General features: G+C 59.0%; 20 protein-coding genes. 12 read left to right on the plus strand and 8 right to left on the minus strand.

Annotation, left to right across the window (positions count from 1 at the left end; translation table 11 throughout):
- The first annotated feature begins 2 nt into the window (after positions 1–2).
- Both gluQRS and hslO read left to right on the plus strand, forming a co-directional pair.
- Complete coding sequence (gene gluQRS, locus ACJSDX_RS07575; RefSeq protein ID WP_407994182.1) at positions 3–923, plus strand: tRNA glutamyl-Q(34) synthetase GluQRS; 921 nt, start codon at positions 3–5, stop codon at positions 921–923.
- Between the two features lie 73 nt (positions 924–996).
- Positions 997–1,878 carry an Hsp33 family molecular chaperone HslO gene (gene hslO, locus ACJSDX_RS07580; RefSeq protein ID WP_407994183.1) on the plus strand — a complete coding sequence of 294 codons (882 nt, stop codon included), beginning with the start codon at positions 997–999 and terminating at the stop codon, positions 1,876–1,878.
- A gap of 10 nt (positions 1,879–1,888) precedes the next feature.
- Here the strand turns inward: hslO and ACJSDX_RS07585 are convergent, their stop codons facing one another.
- Positions 1,889–2,671 (minus strand): TrmH family RNA methyltransferase, encoded by a 783-nt coding sequence (locus ACJSDX_RS07585; RefSeq protein ID WP_407994184.1) that lies wholly within the window; start codon positions 2,669–2,671, stop codon positions 1,889–1,891.
- 84 nt (positions 2,672–2,755) lie between these two features.
- Between ACJSDX_RS07585 and rpiA the strand changes: the two genes are divergently transcribed.
- The 3 genes from rpiA to dhaK are packed head-to-tail and all read left to right on the plus strand — an operon-like array spanning position 2,756 to position 5,103.
- Positions 2,756–3,448, plus strand: a complete 693-nt coding sequence (rpiA, locus tag ACJSDX_RS07590) for a ribose-5-phosphate isomerase RpiA (protein ID WP_407994185.1) — start codon at positions 2,756–2,758, stop codon at positions 3,446–3,448.
- Positions 3,448–4,086, plus strand: coding sequence for a dihydroxyacetone kinase subunit DhaL (gene dhaL / locus ACJSDX_RS07595; RefSeq protein ID WP_407994186.1), 639 nt, complete (start codon positions 3,448–3,450; stop codon positions 4,084–4,086). The genes rpiA and dhaL overlap by 1 nt, the downstream gene beginning before the upstream one ends.
- Positions 4,087–4,113: 27 nt before the next feature.
- Entirely contained in the window at positions 4,114–5,103 is a 990-nt protein-coding gene (gene dhaK / locus ACJSDX_RS07600; protein ID WP_407994187.1) for a dihydroxyacetone kinase subunit DhaK, read from the plus strand.
- 85 nt (positions 5,104–5,188) lie between these two features.
- On the opposite strand, the gene ACJSDX_RS07605 is transcribed toward dhaK, so the two are convergent.
- The 5 genes from ACJSDX_RS07605 to ACJSDX_RS07625 all read right to left on the minus strand — a co-directional run bounded on the left by ACJSDX_RS07605 (position 5,189) and on the right by ACJSDX_RS07625 (position 7,294).
- Entirely contained in the window at positions 5,189–5,617 is a 429-nt protein-coding gene (locus tag ACJSDX_RS07605) for a VOC family protein (protein WP_407994188.1), read from the minus strand.
- 102 nt (positions 5,618–5,719) lie between these two features.
- Positions 5,720–5,968, minus strand: coding sequence for a hypothetical protein (locus tag ACJSDX_RS07610; protein ID WP_407994189.1), 249 nt, complete (start codon positions 5,966–5,968; stop codon positions 5,720–5,722).
- A gap of 183 nt (positions 5,969–6,151) precedes the next feature.
- Positions 6,152–6,490 carry a tRNA-binding protein gene (locus tag ACJSDX_RS07615; protein ID WP_407994190.1) on the minus strand — a complete coding sequence of 113 codons (339 nt, stop codon included), beginning with the start codon at positions 6,488–6,490 and terminating at the stop codon, positions 6,152–6,154.
- Between the two features lie 3 nt (positions 6,491–6,493).
- Positions 6,494–6,832, minus strand: coding sequence for a zinc ribbon domain-containing protein YjdM (locus ACJSDX_RS07620; protein WP_407994191.1), 339 nt, complete (start codon positions 6,830–6,832; stop codon positions 6,494–6,496).
- A gap of 183 nt (positions 6,833–7,015) precedes the next feature.
- Positions 7,016–7,294 (minus strand): hypothetical protein, encoded by a 279-nt coding sequence (locus tag ACJSDX_RS07625; RefSeq protein WP_407994192.1) that lies wholly within the window; start codon positions 7,292–7,294, stop codon positions 7,016–7,018.
- A 160-nt stretch (positions 7,295–7,454) separates the two neighbouring features.
- On the opposite strand from ACJSDX_RS07625, the gene ACJSDX_RS07630 reads away from it, so the two are divergent.
- The 6 genes from ACJSDX_RS07630 (at position 7,455) to ACJSDX_RS07655 (ending at position 13,446) form a co-directional block, all read left to right on the plus strand.
- Positions 7,455–7,991: a DUF3617 domain-containing protein gene (locus ACJSDX_RS07630; RefSeq protein ID WP_407994193.1), complete on the plus strand. Its 537-nt coding sequence runs from the start codon at positions 7,455–7,457 to the stop codon at positions 7,989–7,991.
- Between the two features lie 15 nt (positions 7,992–8,006).
- On the plus strand, positions 8,007–8,720 hold the full coding sequence (locus ACJSDX_RS07635) for a pseudouridine synthase (protein WP_407994194.1): 714 nt from the start codon (positions 8,007–8,009) through the stop codon (positions 8,718–8,720).
- 231 nt (positions 8,721–8,951) lie between these two features.
- Positions 8,952–10,532, plus strand: a complete 1,581-nt coding sequence (locus tag ACJSDX_RS07640; protein WP_407994195.1) for a DEAD/DEAH box helicase — start codon at positions 8,952–8,954, stop codon at positions 10,530–10,532.
- A gap of 12 nt (positions 10,533–10,544) precedes the next feature.
- Positions 10,545–12,377: a DNA helicase RecQ gene (gene recQ, locus ACJSDX_RS07645; RefSeq protein WP_407994196.1), complete on the plus strand. Its 1,833-nt coding sequence runs from the start codon at positions 10,545–10,547 to the stop codon at positions 12,375–12,377.
- 17 nt (positions 12,378–12,394) lie between these two features.
- Positions 12,395–12,850: a YaiI/YqxD family protein gene (locus tag ACJSDX_RS07650; RefSeq protein WP_407994197.1), complete on the plus strand. Its 456-nt coding sequence runs from the start codon at positions 12,395–12,397 to the stop codon at positions 12,848–12,850.
- A gap of 29 nt (positions 12,851–12,879) precedes the next feature.
- Positions 12,880–13,446 (plus strand): lipocalin family protein, encoded by a 567-nt coding sequence (locus ACJSDX_RS07655; RefSeq protein WP_510355934.1) that lies wholly within the window; start codon positions 12,880–12,882, stop codon positions 13,444–13,446.
- A gap of 64 nt (positions 13,447–13,510) precedes the next feature.
- Here the strand turns inward: ACJSDX_RS07655 and ACJSDX_RS07660 are convergent, their stop codons facing one another.
- Positions 13,511–14,026, minus strand: coding sequence for a BON domain-containing protein (locus ACJSDX_RS07660; protein WP_407994199.1), 516 nt, complete (start codon positions 14,024–14,026; stop codon positions 13,511–13,513).
- Positions 14,027–14,263: 237 nt separating this feature from the next.
- Here ACJSDX_RS07660 and ACJSDX_RS07665 point away from each other — a divergent pair, with 237 nt between their 5' ends.
- Positions 14,264–14,962, plus strand: a complete 699-nt coding sequence (locus ACJSDX_RS07665; protein WP_407994200.1) for a DUF2490 domain-containing protein — start codon at positions 14,264–14,266, stop codon at positions 14,960–14,962.
- A gap of 23 nt (positions 14,963–14,985) precedes the next feature.
- Here the strand turns inward: ACJSDX_RS07665 and ACJSDX_RS07670 are convergent, their stop codons facing one another.
- Complete coding sequence (locus ACJSDX_RS07670; protein ID WP_407994201.1) at positions 14,986–16,398, minus strand: sensor histidine kinase; 1,413 nt, start codon at positions 16,396–16,398, stop codon at positions 14,986–14,988.
- Positions 16,399–16,439 lie beyond the last annotated feature (41 nt).

Here is a 16,439-nt window from a genome sequence, read left to right on the forward strand (position 1 = left end):
CGGTGGCACAGACTCCCAAGGCCAGGGGCCGCTTCGCCCCCTCTCCCACCGGACCGCTGCATATTGGCTCCCTGATTGCCGCGGTCGCAAGCTACCTGGATGCGCGCAGCAGGCAAGGCGAGTGGCTGGTGCGCATCGAGGACCTGGACCTGCCCAGGCAAATGCCGGGCGGCGCCGGCTTGATCCTGCGCACATTGGAGGAATACGGCTTTGAATGGGATGGCGAGGTGGTGTACCAAAGCCAGCGCGATGCGTATTACCAGGATGCCTTGCAGCAGCTGGCCTCACGCGGCCTGCTCTATCCGTGCGGATGCTCGCGCAAGGAGATTGCAGATTCCGCCGTACATGGCACTGACGGCCTGGTGTATCCGGGCACCTGCCGCCACGGCTTGGCTCCCGGCAAAAGCGCCCGCGCATGGCGCATCAAGGCGGACGACCGCCCCATCAGCTTCCATGATGCGGTGCAGGGGAAAATCAGCCAGGTGCTATCGCGCGATATCGGGGATTTCGTCCTCAAGCGTGCCGATGGTTTGTTTGCCTACCAGCTTGCGGTGGTCGTGGATGACGAGATGCAAGGCATCACGCATGTCGTACGCGGCGCCGACCTGCTGGACTCTACTCCGAGACAGATTTTCCTGCAGCGGGCGCTGGGTTTCGCCACTCCCGCCTACTTGCATGTGCCCGTCGCAACAAACGCCGCAGGGGAAAAGCTCAGCAAGCAGACGCTGGCACAAGCATTGGACAGCCTTAATAAAACAGAGGATTTATGGCAAGTATTGACATTTTTGCAGCAATCACCCCCTGATGAGTTGCGTAGAGATTCTTGTGCCGGTATATGGCGATGGGCCATGCAACATTGGCAGCCAAGCCGGATTCCACGCCGGAGGGCCATCCCGACGCAGAATCAACAGCCTCAGCACTAACAGCGCGCAATATCCCGGCAGCACGGTGGTATCATTACCGTCAACAGCAATATTCATCACTCCTTGAGATTCCATGCAAATCAGTGACCAACTGCACCGCTTCCTGTTTGAAAGTACTTCCGTGCGCGGCAATATCGTCCATCTGGACGAAAGCTTCAGCCAGGCCTTGCAACACCACGACTTTCCTGCCGTCCTGAGCCAGGCGCTGGGCGAGCTCATGGCCGCGAGCGTCCTGCTGGCCGCCACGCTCAAGCTGCAAGGAGGCGCGTTGGTGCTACAGGTGCAGGGCAAGGGGCCATTGAAGCTGTTGGTGGTGGAATGCACGTCGGACCTCGGCATACGCGCCACGGCAAAGTGGTCGGAAGACCTCGGCGCGACGAGCTTCAGCGACATGGTCAGCGACGGGCATTTCGTGATCACGCTGGATCCCCGCGACGGCGGCCAGGCTTACCAGGGCATTGTGCCGGTCGAGGGCGCCAGCATCGCCGAAATACTGCAGAACTACATGCAGCGCTCGGAACAGATCGACACCCGCATGTGGCTCGCCTGCAACGGCAAGAGCGCAGCAGGCATGCTGGTGCAGAAACTGCCCGACCAGCCCGATAATGCCGACCCCGATGCCTGGAACCGCATCACCATGCTGGCAGATACGGTGCAGGACGAAGAACTGCTCGACCTCGCCGCGGTGTCATTGATCAAGCGTTTGTTCAATGAAGAAGACGTGCGGCTGTTCAAGGAACAAGCCATCAAGTTCCATTGCAGCTGTTCGCGCGAGAGCGTGGGCAACATGCTGCGCATGCTGGGGGAAGAAGAAGTCGCCGACATCCTGGCCGAGCAACACACCATTGATATCAATTGCGACTTCTGCAACGCGGAATATCATTTCGACCAGGTGGATGCCGAGCAACTATTCACCGCGGAAATCGTCCTGCCCGGCAACAACGTCCGCCACTAGCCGGGCTATCCTAACTATGCGCCGCCTTCTGGCGGCTGCGCTCAAACAGGCATACCGCAGTTGCCGCCGCGGCGTTCAGCGACTCCACCTGCCCGGCCATGGGGATGCTCACCTGGCGGCTGGCGGCGGCAATCAGCGACTCACTCAAGCCGGCGCCCTCATTGCCGATCACGAACGCCGTCGGCTGTTGCAAGTCCATGCCGTAGAGCGGCTCCCCCACCAGCGTAGTCGCCAGCGTCTGTCCGGCGAATGCCTGCGCCGCCTGCACCAGATCGGCACGCTCGACAATCGGCAACACGAACTGCGCCCCCTGTCCGCCGCGCAAGGCCTTGGGCGACCAGGCATCCGTGCAACCTAGCGACAAATAGACTCCCTCTACCCCGGCCGCGGCTGCGGAACGCAGCATGCTGCCCAGGTTGCCAGGGTCCTGGATATCCTCCAGCATCAGGAGGAAATCCGGCTGCTCGGGCAGCGGCAATTGCGGAATATCCACTAGCGCAAGAATCCCGGTCGGCGTCGCCACCGGCGAGAGTTCGGCGAACATCAAGGTCGTGAACATCACAGTCGGCACATCGGAAAGCGCCTGCAACAGGCCGACCACCTCGTTGGTGGATTCGCCCTCGGCGACCACCAGCAGTTTCGGCATGCCGAAACGCTCGATATAGGCCGTGAGCAAATGCGCCCCGTCCAGCAGGGTTTCATTGTTCTTACGCCGCTCCCGCGCATTGTCGGCCAGTTTCTTCAATTGCTTGAACAGGCTGTTATCGCGGGAGGTGATATGTTTAAATGTCATGAAAAATCGCACGCAGCTTGAGACAGGGCCATTCTACCCGATTCCCTGTTCGAGAGCCTGCACCGCTACAACGGAGGAGACCCGATGAACGACAAACAACTCGTCGCCATACAGGCGGCACGGCACGTGCAGGATGGCATGGTGGTTGGCCTGGGCACCGGCTCGACCGCCAACTACTTTATCGAGGAGCTCGCGCGCCGCCACCGCGAGGAAGGCCTGCACATCACCGCAGCCGCCAGCTCGGTGGCCAGCACCATCAAGGCGCAGGAGCAAGGCTTGCCCTTGGTGGCGCTGGAACATCTTGGCAAGCTCGACCTCTACGTGGACGGCGCGGACGAAGTCACCACCAACCTCGCCCTGCTCAAGGGGCGCGGCTACGACCTCGTACGCGAAAAACTGCTGGCCCGCGCCAGCGAGCGCTTCATCGTGCTGGTCGACAAAAGCAAGCTGGTGAGCCGCCTGGGCGAGAAATTCCCCATCCCGGTCGAAGTCATCCCGTTTGCCTGGCAACTGGTCCAAGCCTCATTGCAACAACTCGGCGTCGCAAGCAGCCTGCGGCAGAATGCCGCCAAGGACGGCTGGGCCATCACCTCCCATGGCAGCCTGGTGCTGGAGCTCGCGCTGCCCAAAACCTTCAAGAGCGACGAGCTCAACCAGCTGCTCAACGACGTCCCGGGCATAGTCGAGCATGGCGTGTTCGAGGAGCTTGCCGATGCCGTATTCGTGGCCGACAACGGCCAGGTGGAAGAAATCTGGAAGAGGCCTGGAAATATTTAATGAGAACCGAATTCATCCTTGAAGCCATCGCCGCGGTCAATGAGGCCGTGCTCAACAGCGAGGCCGAGCTGGAGTCGCTGGACCGCGAGATCGGAGACGGCGACCATTTCATCAACCTCAAGCGCGGCTGCGCCACCCTGCTCGCTATGCGTGAGGAGCTCGCACCGCTAGCGCCTGCCGACGCGTTGCAACGCATCGGCATGAAATTGCTTTCCACCATAGGCGGCGCCTCAGGCCCGCTGATCGCGACCTTCTTCATGACCATGGCCAAGGTGGAAAAAGCCGGCGACATCAGCAGCCTGACCGAAATCGCCGCCGCCTTCCATGCCAGCGTCGAGGCCATCAAGCAGCGCGGCAAGGCCGATGCCGGCGAGAAAACCATGCTGGATACCCTGATCCCGGTAGCGGACACTTTCAGCCGCCTTACAGCAGCGAACGCTGGCCCGGTCCAGGTATTCGACGCCCTCCAGCAGGCCGCAGAACAAGGCATGCTGTCCACCAAGGACATGATCGCCACTAAGGGCCGCGCCGCCTTCCTCGGCGAACGCGCCATCGGCCATATCGATCCCGGCGCGCGCAGCAGCCAGATCATCATCCACACCATCACCGAACTGGCAAAACAGCACCAGGCTGCCTGAAGCCAGCGCAAAGGAGGAGAGAAAAACATGAAAAAATTCATCAATAACGTCGACGACATCCTCACCGAAAGCCTGAGCGGCTTTGCCGCGGCGCATGCGGACATCGTCAGCCTCAACCTGGAACCGCACTTCCTCACCCGCAGGGAAAAAGCAGAAAACAAGGTCGCCATCATCTCCGGCGGCGGCTCGGGCCATGAGCCGCTGCACAGCGGTTACATAGGCTACGGCATGCTGGATGCCGCATGCCCCGGCCATGTGTTTACCTCCCCTTCGCCAGACCAGATGCTGGCAGCGGCCGAAGCCGTGCATGCCGGCAAAGGCGTGCTCTTCATCGTCAAGAACTATGCCGGCGACGTGATGAACTTCGAGATGGCGGCCGAGATGCTGCCGTTCGAAAACGCCACCGTGCTCACCAGCGACGATGTCGCGGTGGAGAACTCCACCTACACCACCGGCCGCCGCGGCGTAGCAGGCACGATGATTGTCGAAAAGGTCGTGGGCAGCCTGGCCGAGACCGGGGCCGACCTCGCCGCCTGCAAGGCGCTCGGCGACAAGGTCAACAGCCGCACCGCCTCCATGGGTGTCGCCCTCACCAGCTGTACCGTGCCCGCAGCGGGCCGGCCAACCTTCGATATCGGCGACACCGAACTGGAAATGGGCGTGGGCATCCACGGCGAACCGGGCCGCAGACGCGAAGCAATGCGCAACGCCGACGCCATCGTCGCAGACCTGGTCGCCGCTATCCTGGAAGACCTCAAGCCAACGCCGGGCAGCGAAGTCCTGCTATTGATCAACGGCTTCGCCGCCACCCCGCTCATGGAGTTGTACCTGCTCTACAACAGCGCGGCCAAGCTGCTGCAGGAGCACGGACTCGTCATCAGCCGCTCACTGGTGGGCAACTACACCACCGCCCTCGACATGGCAGGGGCTTCCATCACCGTCACCCTGCTTGATGATGAAATCAGGCAACACTGGGATAGTCCGGTGCATACCGCCGCGTTGCGCTGGCAGTGCTGAAAAACCATTGCCTGAAAATACCAATGCCGCATTCAGCGGCATTGGTAATTTGGATTGGCCATTGTTCATTTAATAAACATCACGGCTAGAAAGTGATCACCACAGAGGCAGAGCTTCGAATCGCCTCACCGTGATAGACAGCTTCGATATTATTGCCATCTGGATCTAAGACGAAAGCAGCGTAGTAGCCGGGATGATAAACACGCTCCCCGGGGGCACCATTGTCCTTGCCGCCATGCGCAAGCGCGGCCTTGTAAAAGCTGTCGACCATCGCTCGATCCTGCGCTTGAAACGCTAAGTGATGGCGACCTGTCAAGGCTCCCAGCGCTGCTGGGCTATCAACAGACGTTACAAACAGCTCATCGGCCCAGAAAAAACCGTCACCAGTGCCGCCCATCGGGACATTCAGAGAAGCAAGAACAGCGGCATAAAAGGCTTGGCTGGCACAAAGGTCTTGCACTACCAACTGAATATGGTCAATCAGACGGCCTCGATGCAGTTCTTGCGTTTCCATAAAGTATTCCTAGTGATGACTTGAAACTCTCGCTACTCCACATACCGCCTGAATTAACCCGACGGCAAAAGTTGAGCTTTTGGTGATCGATTTAACTGATAGTTAGGTTTCACGGTTTATAAACGATGGGTTCACAAGAAGAATAACAAGCCAGACCAAAAAGCGAATTATTCTTTCGATAGCGATTAGGCACAATCCAAAAACGATAATTTTGGCAGGATCTATAGGACTTGCAAAAGCTTCAATCCCTGCGGATCGTGTAAACCAAAAAGCGAGAGTAATGGCCACACCGAAAATTGGGGCTTGCAGCCACCATTTGTTTCCAATTTTTGGAATCGAGATATCGAACATGAAAGCAACCTAACTATATTTTAGATGGACAGATGGTATTGAAGCATGGCGGCCTAAGTCAATCGCCATGCCAATCACTTCAATACGATAGATATCAGCAATTTAGCTCGCCTAAAATTTTGCAGATAATCAGATCATGCTGTATCGCATATAGTAGCTACACTTACTCATAAAAAAATCATATCAAAGCAGCCTCGTCCCCTTAGGCACCAATTTATCCGGCACGCACAAAGCCACCGCGCCGTTCTCATCATGGAACCCGGTCACCAGACATTGCGACTGAATCGGGCCGATCTGCTTCGCAGGAAAATTCACCACCGCGACCACCTGTTTGCCGATCAATTCATCCGGCTGGTAATGCACAGTAATTTGGGCACTGGATTTCAATATCCCGATCTCCGGGCCGAAATCGACATGCAATATGTAAGCGGGCTTGCGGGCTGCCGCGAATATCTCGGCGGCAACCACTTCGCCCACGCGCAATTCCACCTTGAGAAAATCCTCGAAGCTGATGTCGTTCATGGCTCAGGCCTTTTTCACGAACTCCGATTTCAGCTTCATCGCGCCGATGCCGTCGATCTTGCAGTCAATGTTGTGATCGCTATCCACCAGGCGGATATTCTTGACCTTGGTGCCCACCTTGACCACCAGCGAAGAACCCTTGACCTTGAGGTCCTTGATCACGGTAATCGTGTCGCCGTCCTGCAGCAGATTGCCGTTGGCGTCCTTGACGATGAAATCGCTGCCTGCCGCTTCAGCGCTGTCGGTCGTCCACTCATGCGCGCATTCCGGGCAGATGAATAAGCCGCCATCCTGGTAGGTATAACTGGAACTGCATTGGGGACAATTAGGTAATTCGCTCATTTTGACTCGCTTCTGGATTAAACAAAGAAGTTGCATGGCAAGCCCCGCACATTACCGGCTGCCAATTAACCAATATTGCAACATGGTTATTATACACTCCCTGCCCTGATATCCCTGATCAGCCTGGGACTATGCACGATTCTCATGCCGACACCGCCAAGGGAACATCCCTAGCGAAACGCTTTACTCATCGCTATCGGCATACGTCAGCCGACAATAATAAGGCGGGTTCTTCTCGTTCTTGAGGAACGCACAGCCGCGCTTGATCTCGTCAATGACCAAATCGCAGCTATTCGCCGCATTGCAGGGCGGATGCGTCGCGGGGCTGACGCTCCTGCACCATTTCACCAGCATCTCGGCGTGGCGTTTGCCCGCCTCCGCGATACAGCTTTTCTCCCCGGCATTGGCTGGAAGCACTTGGAAAAAAGCAATTAGCATGAACAAGACGACGTAGGGCTTCATAGGGATCCTCGCATAAGATTGGATAACTTCAAGGCTTGGCATGCAGCGGCATCGGTCAGCATATTTTAAATCACACTAATGCACTCCCTGCCTGAAAAGGCAGCATACTTTCCTTGATTGCTTCGCTTGATTCCAGGCGGCCGGCTCCCGGATGTTATACTTGTCCCACTTATTGTCGACACCACGCCAGCTCATGCCCAACCGCATTGCAAGATTATGTTTGTGTGCCCTGTTCCTCAGCCCCTTGCCGGCACTTGCCATCGACCAGATCAAGCCGGGCCAGTGGGAAACCTCCGTGACGATACAAGGCCTGCCCGCCATTGCGCCTGAGCAACTGGAACAGTTGCGGCAATTCGGCATCGAGCTGCCGGTAGGCGGCAATGCGATCGTGACACAGCAATGCATTACGCCTGAGCAGGCCAAGCTGAAACAGCCGCTGCTGCCGCAGACGGAAGACGGCTGCAGCGTTCGCAACTACCAGCACAACGGCGACAAAGTCACCGGGGACGTCAGCTGCAATGGCGCGATCAAGGGCAACGGCCGCTTCGACATGACCTTGCTCAGCGACAGCGCGTTCCAGGGCAACATTTCCATGCAGGGCATTGCGCAGGGCCTGCCCGTGAACCAGAACTCATCCATCAGCGGCAAGTGGGTCAAGCCCGCTTGCGATGCCGATCTTCCTACTTATCAGCCATAACTCCTTATTCAATCTATGCAACTTGAACGTATCCTGCATTCGCAGGGCTTTGGCTCCCGCAAGATTTGCCGCTCGATGATCCGCCACGGCGAGGTCACCGTGAACGGCGAGGTGTGCGATTTCCCCTTTTCCGAGTTTGATCCCGAGAACCTCAATTTCACCGTGCGCGGCGAAGCATGGCAATTCCGCACACAAGCCTACCTGATGCTGAACAAGCCCGCGCACTATGAATGCTCGCACAAGCCGCAGCACCACCCGAGCATTTTCAGCCTGCTGCCCGCGCCGCTGCTGGAACGCGGCGTGCAGAGCATAGGCAGGCTGGACGAGGACACGACAGGGTTGCTGCTGCTCTCGGATGACGGGCAGTTCATCCACCGCATGAGCTCGCCCAAATGGAAAGTGCCCAAGGTCTACGAAGTCACCACCAAGCATCCTTTGGATGAAACGCAAATCGCTGCGCTGCTGAGCGGCGTGCAACTGCTGGACGAACCGGCGCCGGTTGCCGCGCTGGCGGCAGAAGTGGTCGGCGACCATGTGCTGCACCTGACGCTGGCAGAAGGGAAATACCATCAGGTCAAGCGCATGCTGGCCGCGGTGAGCAACCGGGTCGAGGCATTGAAGCGCATCCGCATCGGCGGCCTTGCCTTGCCGGACGACCTGGCATTGGGAGAATGGCGCTGGCTGGATGCAGCGATGCTGGAGGCGGTAGCGCCGATACGGCAGCCGTAATATCGGTGATGTACGAATGCCGGGGCAAGCCCGGCATGACGACATATATATTTTCAGTCTGCACAGCCACACCATGCCTACTTTTGCCGTATAATCCCTGTTCCCTGCGCTACATCCAATCCGCGCAGCGGTCTTGAATCCTAACAGATACCTTCCTGCTGTCTGCCTAGATTGGAGTTATGTCATCGTAACAGGCCGACAAAACACCCTTGAATATAATGGAGTTTCAGCTTGTCTTCTGACGTAAGCATTACGCTTTCCAACCTACAATTTTCCGATCTCGGCCTGGCAGAACCCATTCTGCGCGCGATTGCCGATACCGGCTACACCAACCCCACCCCGATCCAGGCCCAGGCCATTCCCCTGGTGCTGAACGGCGGCGACCTCCTGGCCGGCGCCCAGACGGGCACTGGCAAGACAGCGGGCTTTACCCTGCCTTTGCTGCACCTGCTGCATTCCAAGCCGATCAAGGCCCCGCCAGGCCAGCCGCGCTGCCTGATCCTGACCCCGACGCGCGAGCTTGCCGCCCAGGTGGAAGAATCGGTACAGACCTACGGCAAGCACCTGAAGCTGAAATCCATGGTGATGTTCGGCGGCGTGGGCATCAACCCGCAGATCGAGCGCCTGAAGAAGCCGCTGGATATCCTGGTCGCCACGCCCGGCCGCCTGCTCGACCACGCTGCGCAGAAAACCATAGACCTGTCCACGATCGAGATCCTGGTGCTGGACGAGGCGGACCGCATGCTGGACATGGGCTTCATCCGTGACATCAAGCGCGTGCTGGCGTTACTGCCGAAAAAGCGCCAGAACCTGCTGTTCTCCGCCACGTTCTCCGACGAGATCAAGGAACTGGCCGACGGCCTGCTGCACAACCCAGGCTACGTGGAAGTGGCCCGCCGCAATACGGCATCGGAACTGGTCGAGCAGACAGTGCATTTGGTGAACCAGGGGCACAAGCGCGATCTGGTCGCGCACCTGATCCGCCACCATGACTGGAAGCAAGTGCTGATATTCACCCGCACCAAGCACGGCGCCAACCGCCTAGCGGAAAAGCTCAGCAAGGACGGCATCGCCGCTGCCGCGATTCACGGCAACAAGAGCCAATCCGCCCGCACCAAGGCGCTGGCCGAATTCAAGGACGGCACCCTGCCGGTGCTGGTAGCGACCGATATTGCCGCGCGCGGCCTCGACATCGACCAATTGCCGCAAGTGGTGAACTTCGAGCTGCCCAACGTGCCGGAAGACTACGTACACCGTATTGGCCGTACCGGCCGCGCCGGTTGCTCGGGCGCTGCCGTTTCGCTGGTGGATGGCGAGGAAGTCAAGCTGCTCAAGGGTATTGAGCGCCTCATCAAGCGCGAAATTCCAAAACTAGATATTCCTGGCGACTTTATACCTAGCGAAAAACCTGCCGCAGAAAGCCGCCCGCCAAGGCAACAGCAGCCTGCGCAAACCCGCCAGGCCAGGAACAACCGCCCGCAAGGCCAGCGCGAACGCGACGACGCCAGTGGCAATAACGCCGAGCCGCGCTCAGGCAACAAGCCGCGCCAAGGCAGGAACAACCAAGGAAAAAACCAAGCCAGGCCGCAGCGCGCGCAAGGCCAACAACAGCCAGGCCAGCAGCAAACGCAAGGTCAGCGCAGCAAGCCCCAAGCCCAAACCGACCAAGCCAACAAGAAGCCGGAAAAATTCTTGTCCGAAGCCGCGCGCCACCAGGCCATGCCGCAAGTCGGATTGTTCGTGCCACCACAGCCGCCCAAGCGCCAATTCCACAATAACCCAGGGCAGCGTCCCAACCGGGGCCGCCGCTAGTATCTGAAAAGCATGCAGGCGAACACTGCGGCCCAGCAACTGCTGGAGCAAACCTTCGGCTACAGCGCCTTCCGCGGCGAGCAGGAAGCCATCGTCAACCATGTGGCCGACGGCGGCGATGCGCTGGTGCTGATGCCGACCGGCGGCGGCAAGTCGCTTTGCTACCAGATTCCGGCGCTGTTGCGGCAAGGCGTCGGCATTGTCGTTTCCCCGCTCATCGCCTTGATGCAGGATCAGGTGGATGCCTTGCGCCAGCTTGGCATTCAAGCCGCCTTCCTCAATTCCAGCCTGGACGGCGATAGCGCGCGCAACGTCTACCAGGCGTTGATGCGCGGCGAGATGAAGGTGTTGTATGTCGCGCCCGAGCGGCTGATGACGCCGAACTTTCTCAGTACCTTGCACGAAATCCAGCAGCGCTTCGGCATCGCCCTGTTCGCGATCGACGAGGCGCATTGCGTGTCGCAATGGGGGCACGACTTCCGGCCCGAATACCGTCAGCTCACAGTGCTGCACCAGGAGTTTCCCGAGGTGCCGCGCATCGCGCTCACCGCTACCGCCGATACGCCGACCCGCAACGAGATCGTTGAGCGCCTGGGCCTGGAAAGCGCGCGGCAATTCGTTTCCAGCTTCGACCGCCCGAACATCCGCTACCGCGTGGCGTTGAAAAACAACGCCCGCAAGCAGTTGCTCAGCTTCCTCGAATCCGAACACCCCAACGACGCAGGCATCATCTATTGCTTGTCGCGGCGCAAGGTGGAAGAGACGGCGGCCTGGCTCAAGGAGCAAGGCTGGGATGCGCTGCCTTACCATGCCGGGCTGGACGCCAGCCTGCGCCAGGCCAACCAGCAGCGCTTCCTGCGCGAGGAAGGCATCATCATGGTCGCCACCGTGGCCTTCGGCATGGGCATAGACAAGCCCAACGTGCGCTTCGTCGTCCACCTCGACCTGCCCAAGAGCATGGAGGGCTATTACCAGGAAACCGGCCGCGCCGGGCGCGACGGCCTGGATGCGGACGCATGGATGGTGTATGGCCTGGGCGACCTGGTCAACATGCGCCAATTGCTCGACGGCGGCGACACGCCCGAAGAAAGAAAGCGCCTGGAACGCCAGAAGCTGGACGCCCTGCTCGGCTATTGCGAATCCACTGCCTGCCGCCACCAGGCCATCTTGCGCTATTTCGGCGAGCAGCATCCGGGCAATTGCGGGCAATGCGACAACTGCCTCAACCCGGTGGACACCTGGAATGGCACCGAAGCCGCGCGCATGGCGCTTTCATGCGTATACCGCAGCGGCCAGCGCTTCGGCGCGGGCCACCTCATCGACATCCTGCTGGGCAAGACGACCGACCAGATCAAGCGCTTCAACCACCACTCGCTGACCACCTTCGGCATCGGCAAGACCCTGAGCCAGGCGCAATGGAGCAGCGTGTTCCGCCAGCTGGTGGCGGCCGGGCTGCTTTCCACCGACATGGAAGGCTACGGCGGCCTGCGCCTCACCGAGGAAGCCAGGCCGCTGCTGCGCGGGGAAACGGAAATCTGGCTGCGCAGCGATCCGCCTGCCACGCGCACAGCAAGCAAAGCCGAACGCGCCAGCCGCAGCCGCGAGGCCTACAAGGAAGTGCAGGACGACCCGCTCTGGCTCGCGCTCAAGGCCAAGCGACTGGAACTCGCCCGCGAGCAGGAAGTGCCGCCGTATGTCATTTTCCACGACAGCACCCTGCTGGAAATCCTCAACCAGAAACCCGGCAGCCTGACGGAAATGGGCCGCATCAGCGGCATAGGCGCCGCCAAGCTGGCGCATTACGGCGACGCGTTCCTGGAAGTATTGGAAGAATATGCAAACTAACGCAAAGGCCGGCCGCCATGCAGATCTGGGTTGATGCGGACGCCTGTCCGGTAGCGGTGAAGGAAATCCTATTCCGCGCTGCGGACCGCACCGGCATCATGGTCACGCTGGTCGCCAACAAACTGCTGCGTGTGCCGCCCTCGCCCCATATCCGCGCCTTGCAGGTGCCAGGCGGGTTCGATGTGGCAGACAAGGAGATCGTGCAGAAACTCCAGCCGGGCGACCTTGTCATTACCGCGGACATTCCGCTTGCGGCGGAAGTGATCGCCAAGGAGGGCTACGCGCTCAACCCGCGCGGGGAAATGTACGACAAGGGCAGCATAGGCGAGCGGCTTGCCATGCGGCACTTCATGGAGGATCTGCGCAGCAGCGGCGTGGAACTAGGCGGCCCCGCCTCATTCAGCCAAGCAGACCGGCAGGCGTTTGCGGCTGCGCTGGACCGCTTCATTGCGCGGCAGGCACCAGGGAAATAGAAGGGCCGGATGAAGGGAACATGATGATCATGAAACGCATATTTTGCTTGATGCTCGTATGCTGCCTGTTGGCTTGCACCGGCACGGGGACGCCCCAGGGCTTACAGCCCGTCACGCATTTCAAGCCTGACCAATACCTGGGCACCTGGTACGAGATCGCGCGCCTGGACCATTCGTTCGAGCGAGGCTTGCAACAGGTCACCGCGACCTATAGCAAACGCGAGGACGGCGGCCTGAAAGTGATCAACCGCGGATACGACCCGGAAAAACAAGCCTGGAAAGAGGCGGAAGGCAAAGCCTATTTTGTCGACGGCCCGGATACCGGCAAATTGAAGGTATCGTTCTTCGGCCCGTTCTACGGCGCCTACAACATATTGGTGCTGGACCACGTCAATTATAATTTCTCGCTGGTGGCGGGACCCAATCGCGAATACCTCTGGATACTCTCGCGCACGCCCGAGCTTTCCTACCCGGTCAAGGCGGAACTGATTGCCAGGGCCCAGCACCTCGGCTTCGACACCAGCAAGCTGATTTTCGTCGAGCATGGCGCACAGCCCGGCATGAAGCTGCCGCACCAGGACACCATGCGTCGCTAACGGTAGAAAGTAAAAAAGCCTGTGGACAACCACAGGCTTTTTTATATGGCTACTTGCTTGCCGTTTAGCCCTTGACGATCAGGTTGTTCTTGACCGATTTCACGCCTTCAACCGCCTTGGCCACTTCGCCGGCTTTCTGGATCTGGGCCTTGCTGTTGACGAAACCGCTCAACTGCACCACGCCCTTGTAGGTTTCCACACTGACTTGCAGGCCCTTGAAGCCTTCCTCCTTCAGGATGTTCGCCTTGACCTTGGCAGTGATGGTGCTGTCATCCACTACGCGGCCCACTTCCTTCTTCTGCTGGGCGGTTTTGTAGTTGCTGTATTCCTCCTGGGTCAGCTTGGCGTCCTTGTTCTTGTCGGCGGCATTGAAATGCTCCTTGGTGTAGAAGCTGTCGCGGCTGGCCTCGGTATAGTTCAAGTGGCCGTCGTTATTGGTGTCCAGTTCATGGAACTGCTTCACGTCGGGGCTCTGGTTGAGCTCGCCGGAAACCGATACCGCCCACGCACCGCTTGCAGCGGTTCCCAGCAATACACTGATGGCGGCGGAAATGATATTGGTCTTGATAGAACGATGCATATTGCTCTCCTCTGTAGGTAGGACGGTAAATCGTGAAACATGCATGCATGGTAATGTCATCCGACATCCGCCACCGTCAGCGCGCCGCTGCAAATCGTGTCAGAGGCAACTGACAACCTGGCTGCGGATTCGCCCTCCAAACTCGCCTTTTATGTATGCGTGGGTTACAGTCACACCCTCAACGATCAACCTTGCCGGTCGTCACGACGACAGATTGGATCAAGAGAAGGAAATTGCATGAGATTTAATACCATACGCTTGCTGCGCGGATTGTCGATTGGGGTACTGGGCACAAGCGCCTGCTGGACATATGCCGAGGTCGAGGAAGATAGCCGGCTCTGGTTCAACCTGACCATGGAAGGCAAGCTGGCGAAGGAAAGCCGCATCGGCTGGTACGCGGAGTTGCAGCCGCGTTTGAAGGAGGAAGGACGGGAGCACGACCAGACCTTGATCCGACCGGCGGTCAATTACTGGGTTTCAGACCGTGCAAGCATCTGGCTGGGTTATGCCGACGTCAGGACGCACACAGCACAAGGCACCAACCACGAGCAGCGCTGGTGGCAGCAATTCATGTACACCTTTCCCCCGACCTCGAACGGCATTGTCATCACGAGCCGCACGCGGCTGGAACAACGCAATTTCGATACCGGGCACGACACAGGCCACCGTGTACGCCAACTGGTGCGCGCCATCAAGAAGATCGAGGGGACGGAATCGCTGAGCTGGCTGTTATGGGATGAGCTGTTCGTCAGCACCCGCAGCACGGACTGGGGCGCCATGAGCGGCTTCGACCAGAACCGCGCGTTTGCCGGAATAGCCTGGCAGGCGGCGCAAAATGCCCGGCTCGAGATCGGCTATGTCAACCAATATGTCCGCGGACATGAGTTCGACCGCATGAACCATGTCCTTTCCACATCGCTGTTCCTGCGTTTCTAGCTCAAGCCTCTTAAAACCTGCCCTTAAAGCTTGGTTGGGATTATCGCCACCAGGTGGAAACCCCGGTTGGGCGCGCTGGTGATATCCACGCGCCCACCGATCGCCATGATGCGGTTGCGGATGCCGGAAAGGCCGTGGGTGCTGGCGGAAGTCTTGTCCAGGTCCGCCCCCACGCCGTTGTCCTCGATCTCCAGCTTGAGGTAATCCAGCGCATCCACCATATGCACCGACACTTTGGTGGCGTAGGCATACTTGCTTGCGTTATTCAGGCTCTCCTGCACCACGCGATAGGCGATCAGGCCCAGCGTTTCGGGCAGCTCGATCTGCTCATTTGGCAGGATGAGGTCCAGCTTCCAGTCGTTGCGTTCCGCCATATCCTCGATCAGGGACTTCAATGCCGGCCAGAAGCCGATGGTGGTGATGATGGAAGGATGCAGGTTCTGCACCACCTGCCGCTTGAACTGGATGCCCTGGTTCAGGTAGCGCATGGTCTTATCGAGCTTTTCCACGATCTCCGGGTCCTGGTCCTTCACTCGTCGTATCGTCCAGGAAATATCCATCTTGGTGGCTGTGAGAATCGAGCCCAGCTCGTCATGCAGGTCGCGCGCCAGCTTTTGCCGCGCGCGCTCCACGTCGGACTGGTAATCCAAGGCCAACGTCTTCATCATGTAGGAATTGCTGCGGATGCGCTCCTCGTAGGCTGCGCAATCCCGTGCCAGCTGCTGACGCAAATGGTCGCGGCTGTTCATTTCCTGCACCAATTGCCGGATCACCATGATCACGAGCAGGAGCAGGATCAGCGCCGTACCGACCAAGGCGATGCGCGTGATGACGATGGTCTGCTCGCGTTTCTTTACCAACTGCGCCTGCGCTTCGCGCTGCTGGTTCAGCAGTATTTGCGAATACTGCATGAACCTCGCCATCTCGATGACGCCCTGGTCCAGCTTGATCACTTGCATCGCTTCTTCCGCCTTGCCGGACTGCACCAGGGAAATGGCCAGCTTCATTTCCGCATTTTTGGCTTCCAGGGTCGAGTTCAAGGCAATCAGCCAATTTTGCTCCTGCTTGCCGCGCATGACGACCGTCTGGCCGTTGAACAAGCCTTCAATCTTGCGGATATGGCGGCGCGAGGCCTCGATTTCCTGATTGAAGGTGGTGACCAGTTCCTGGCGCTGGGTCAGCAAATATCCGCGCTGCGCGCTCTCGGCCAGGTTGAGGCTGGTACGCAATTGCTGCAATACCGCAATATTGCGCTGCACTTGGTCTATCTGGGTGTTTTGCTGCTCAAGCTCGACCAGCCAGGCGTCAGTGAACATGACGGAAACCAATGCCAGGATCATGGAGGCAAACAAGATCGCCAGCACCCTTCCCCCGAGCCGCCTGACCAAGCTTTCGCCCCATTCGGTTATTTTGTTGCCGATGGCTTTGATATTCATGGTATTCCAAACATCGTGTAAGTCTTTTCTGACAAGCGATT

Origin of the sequence: Methylobacillus draconifructus (assembly GCF_045984355.1) — a bacterium.
Classification (GTDB): domain Bacteria; phylum Pseudomonadota; class Gammaproteobacteria; order Burkholderiales; family Methylophilaceae; genus Methylobacillus; species Methylobacillus flagellatus_A.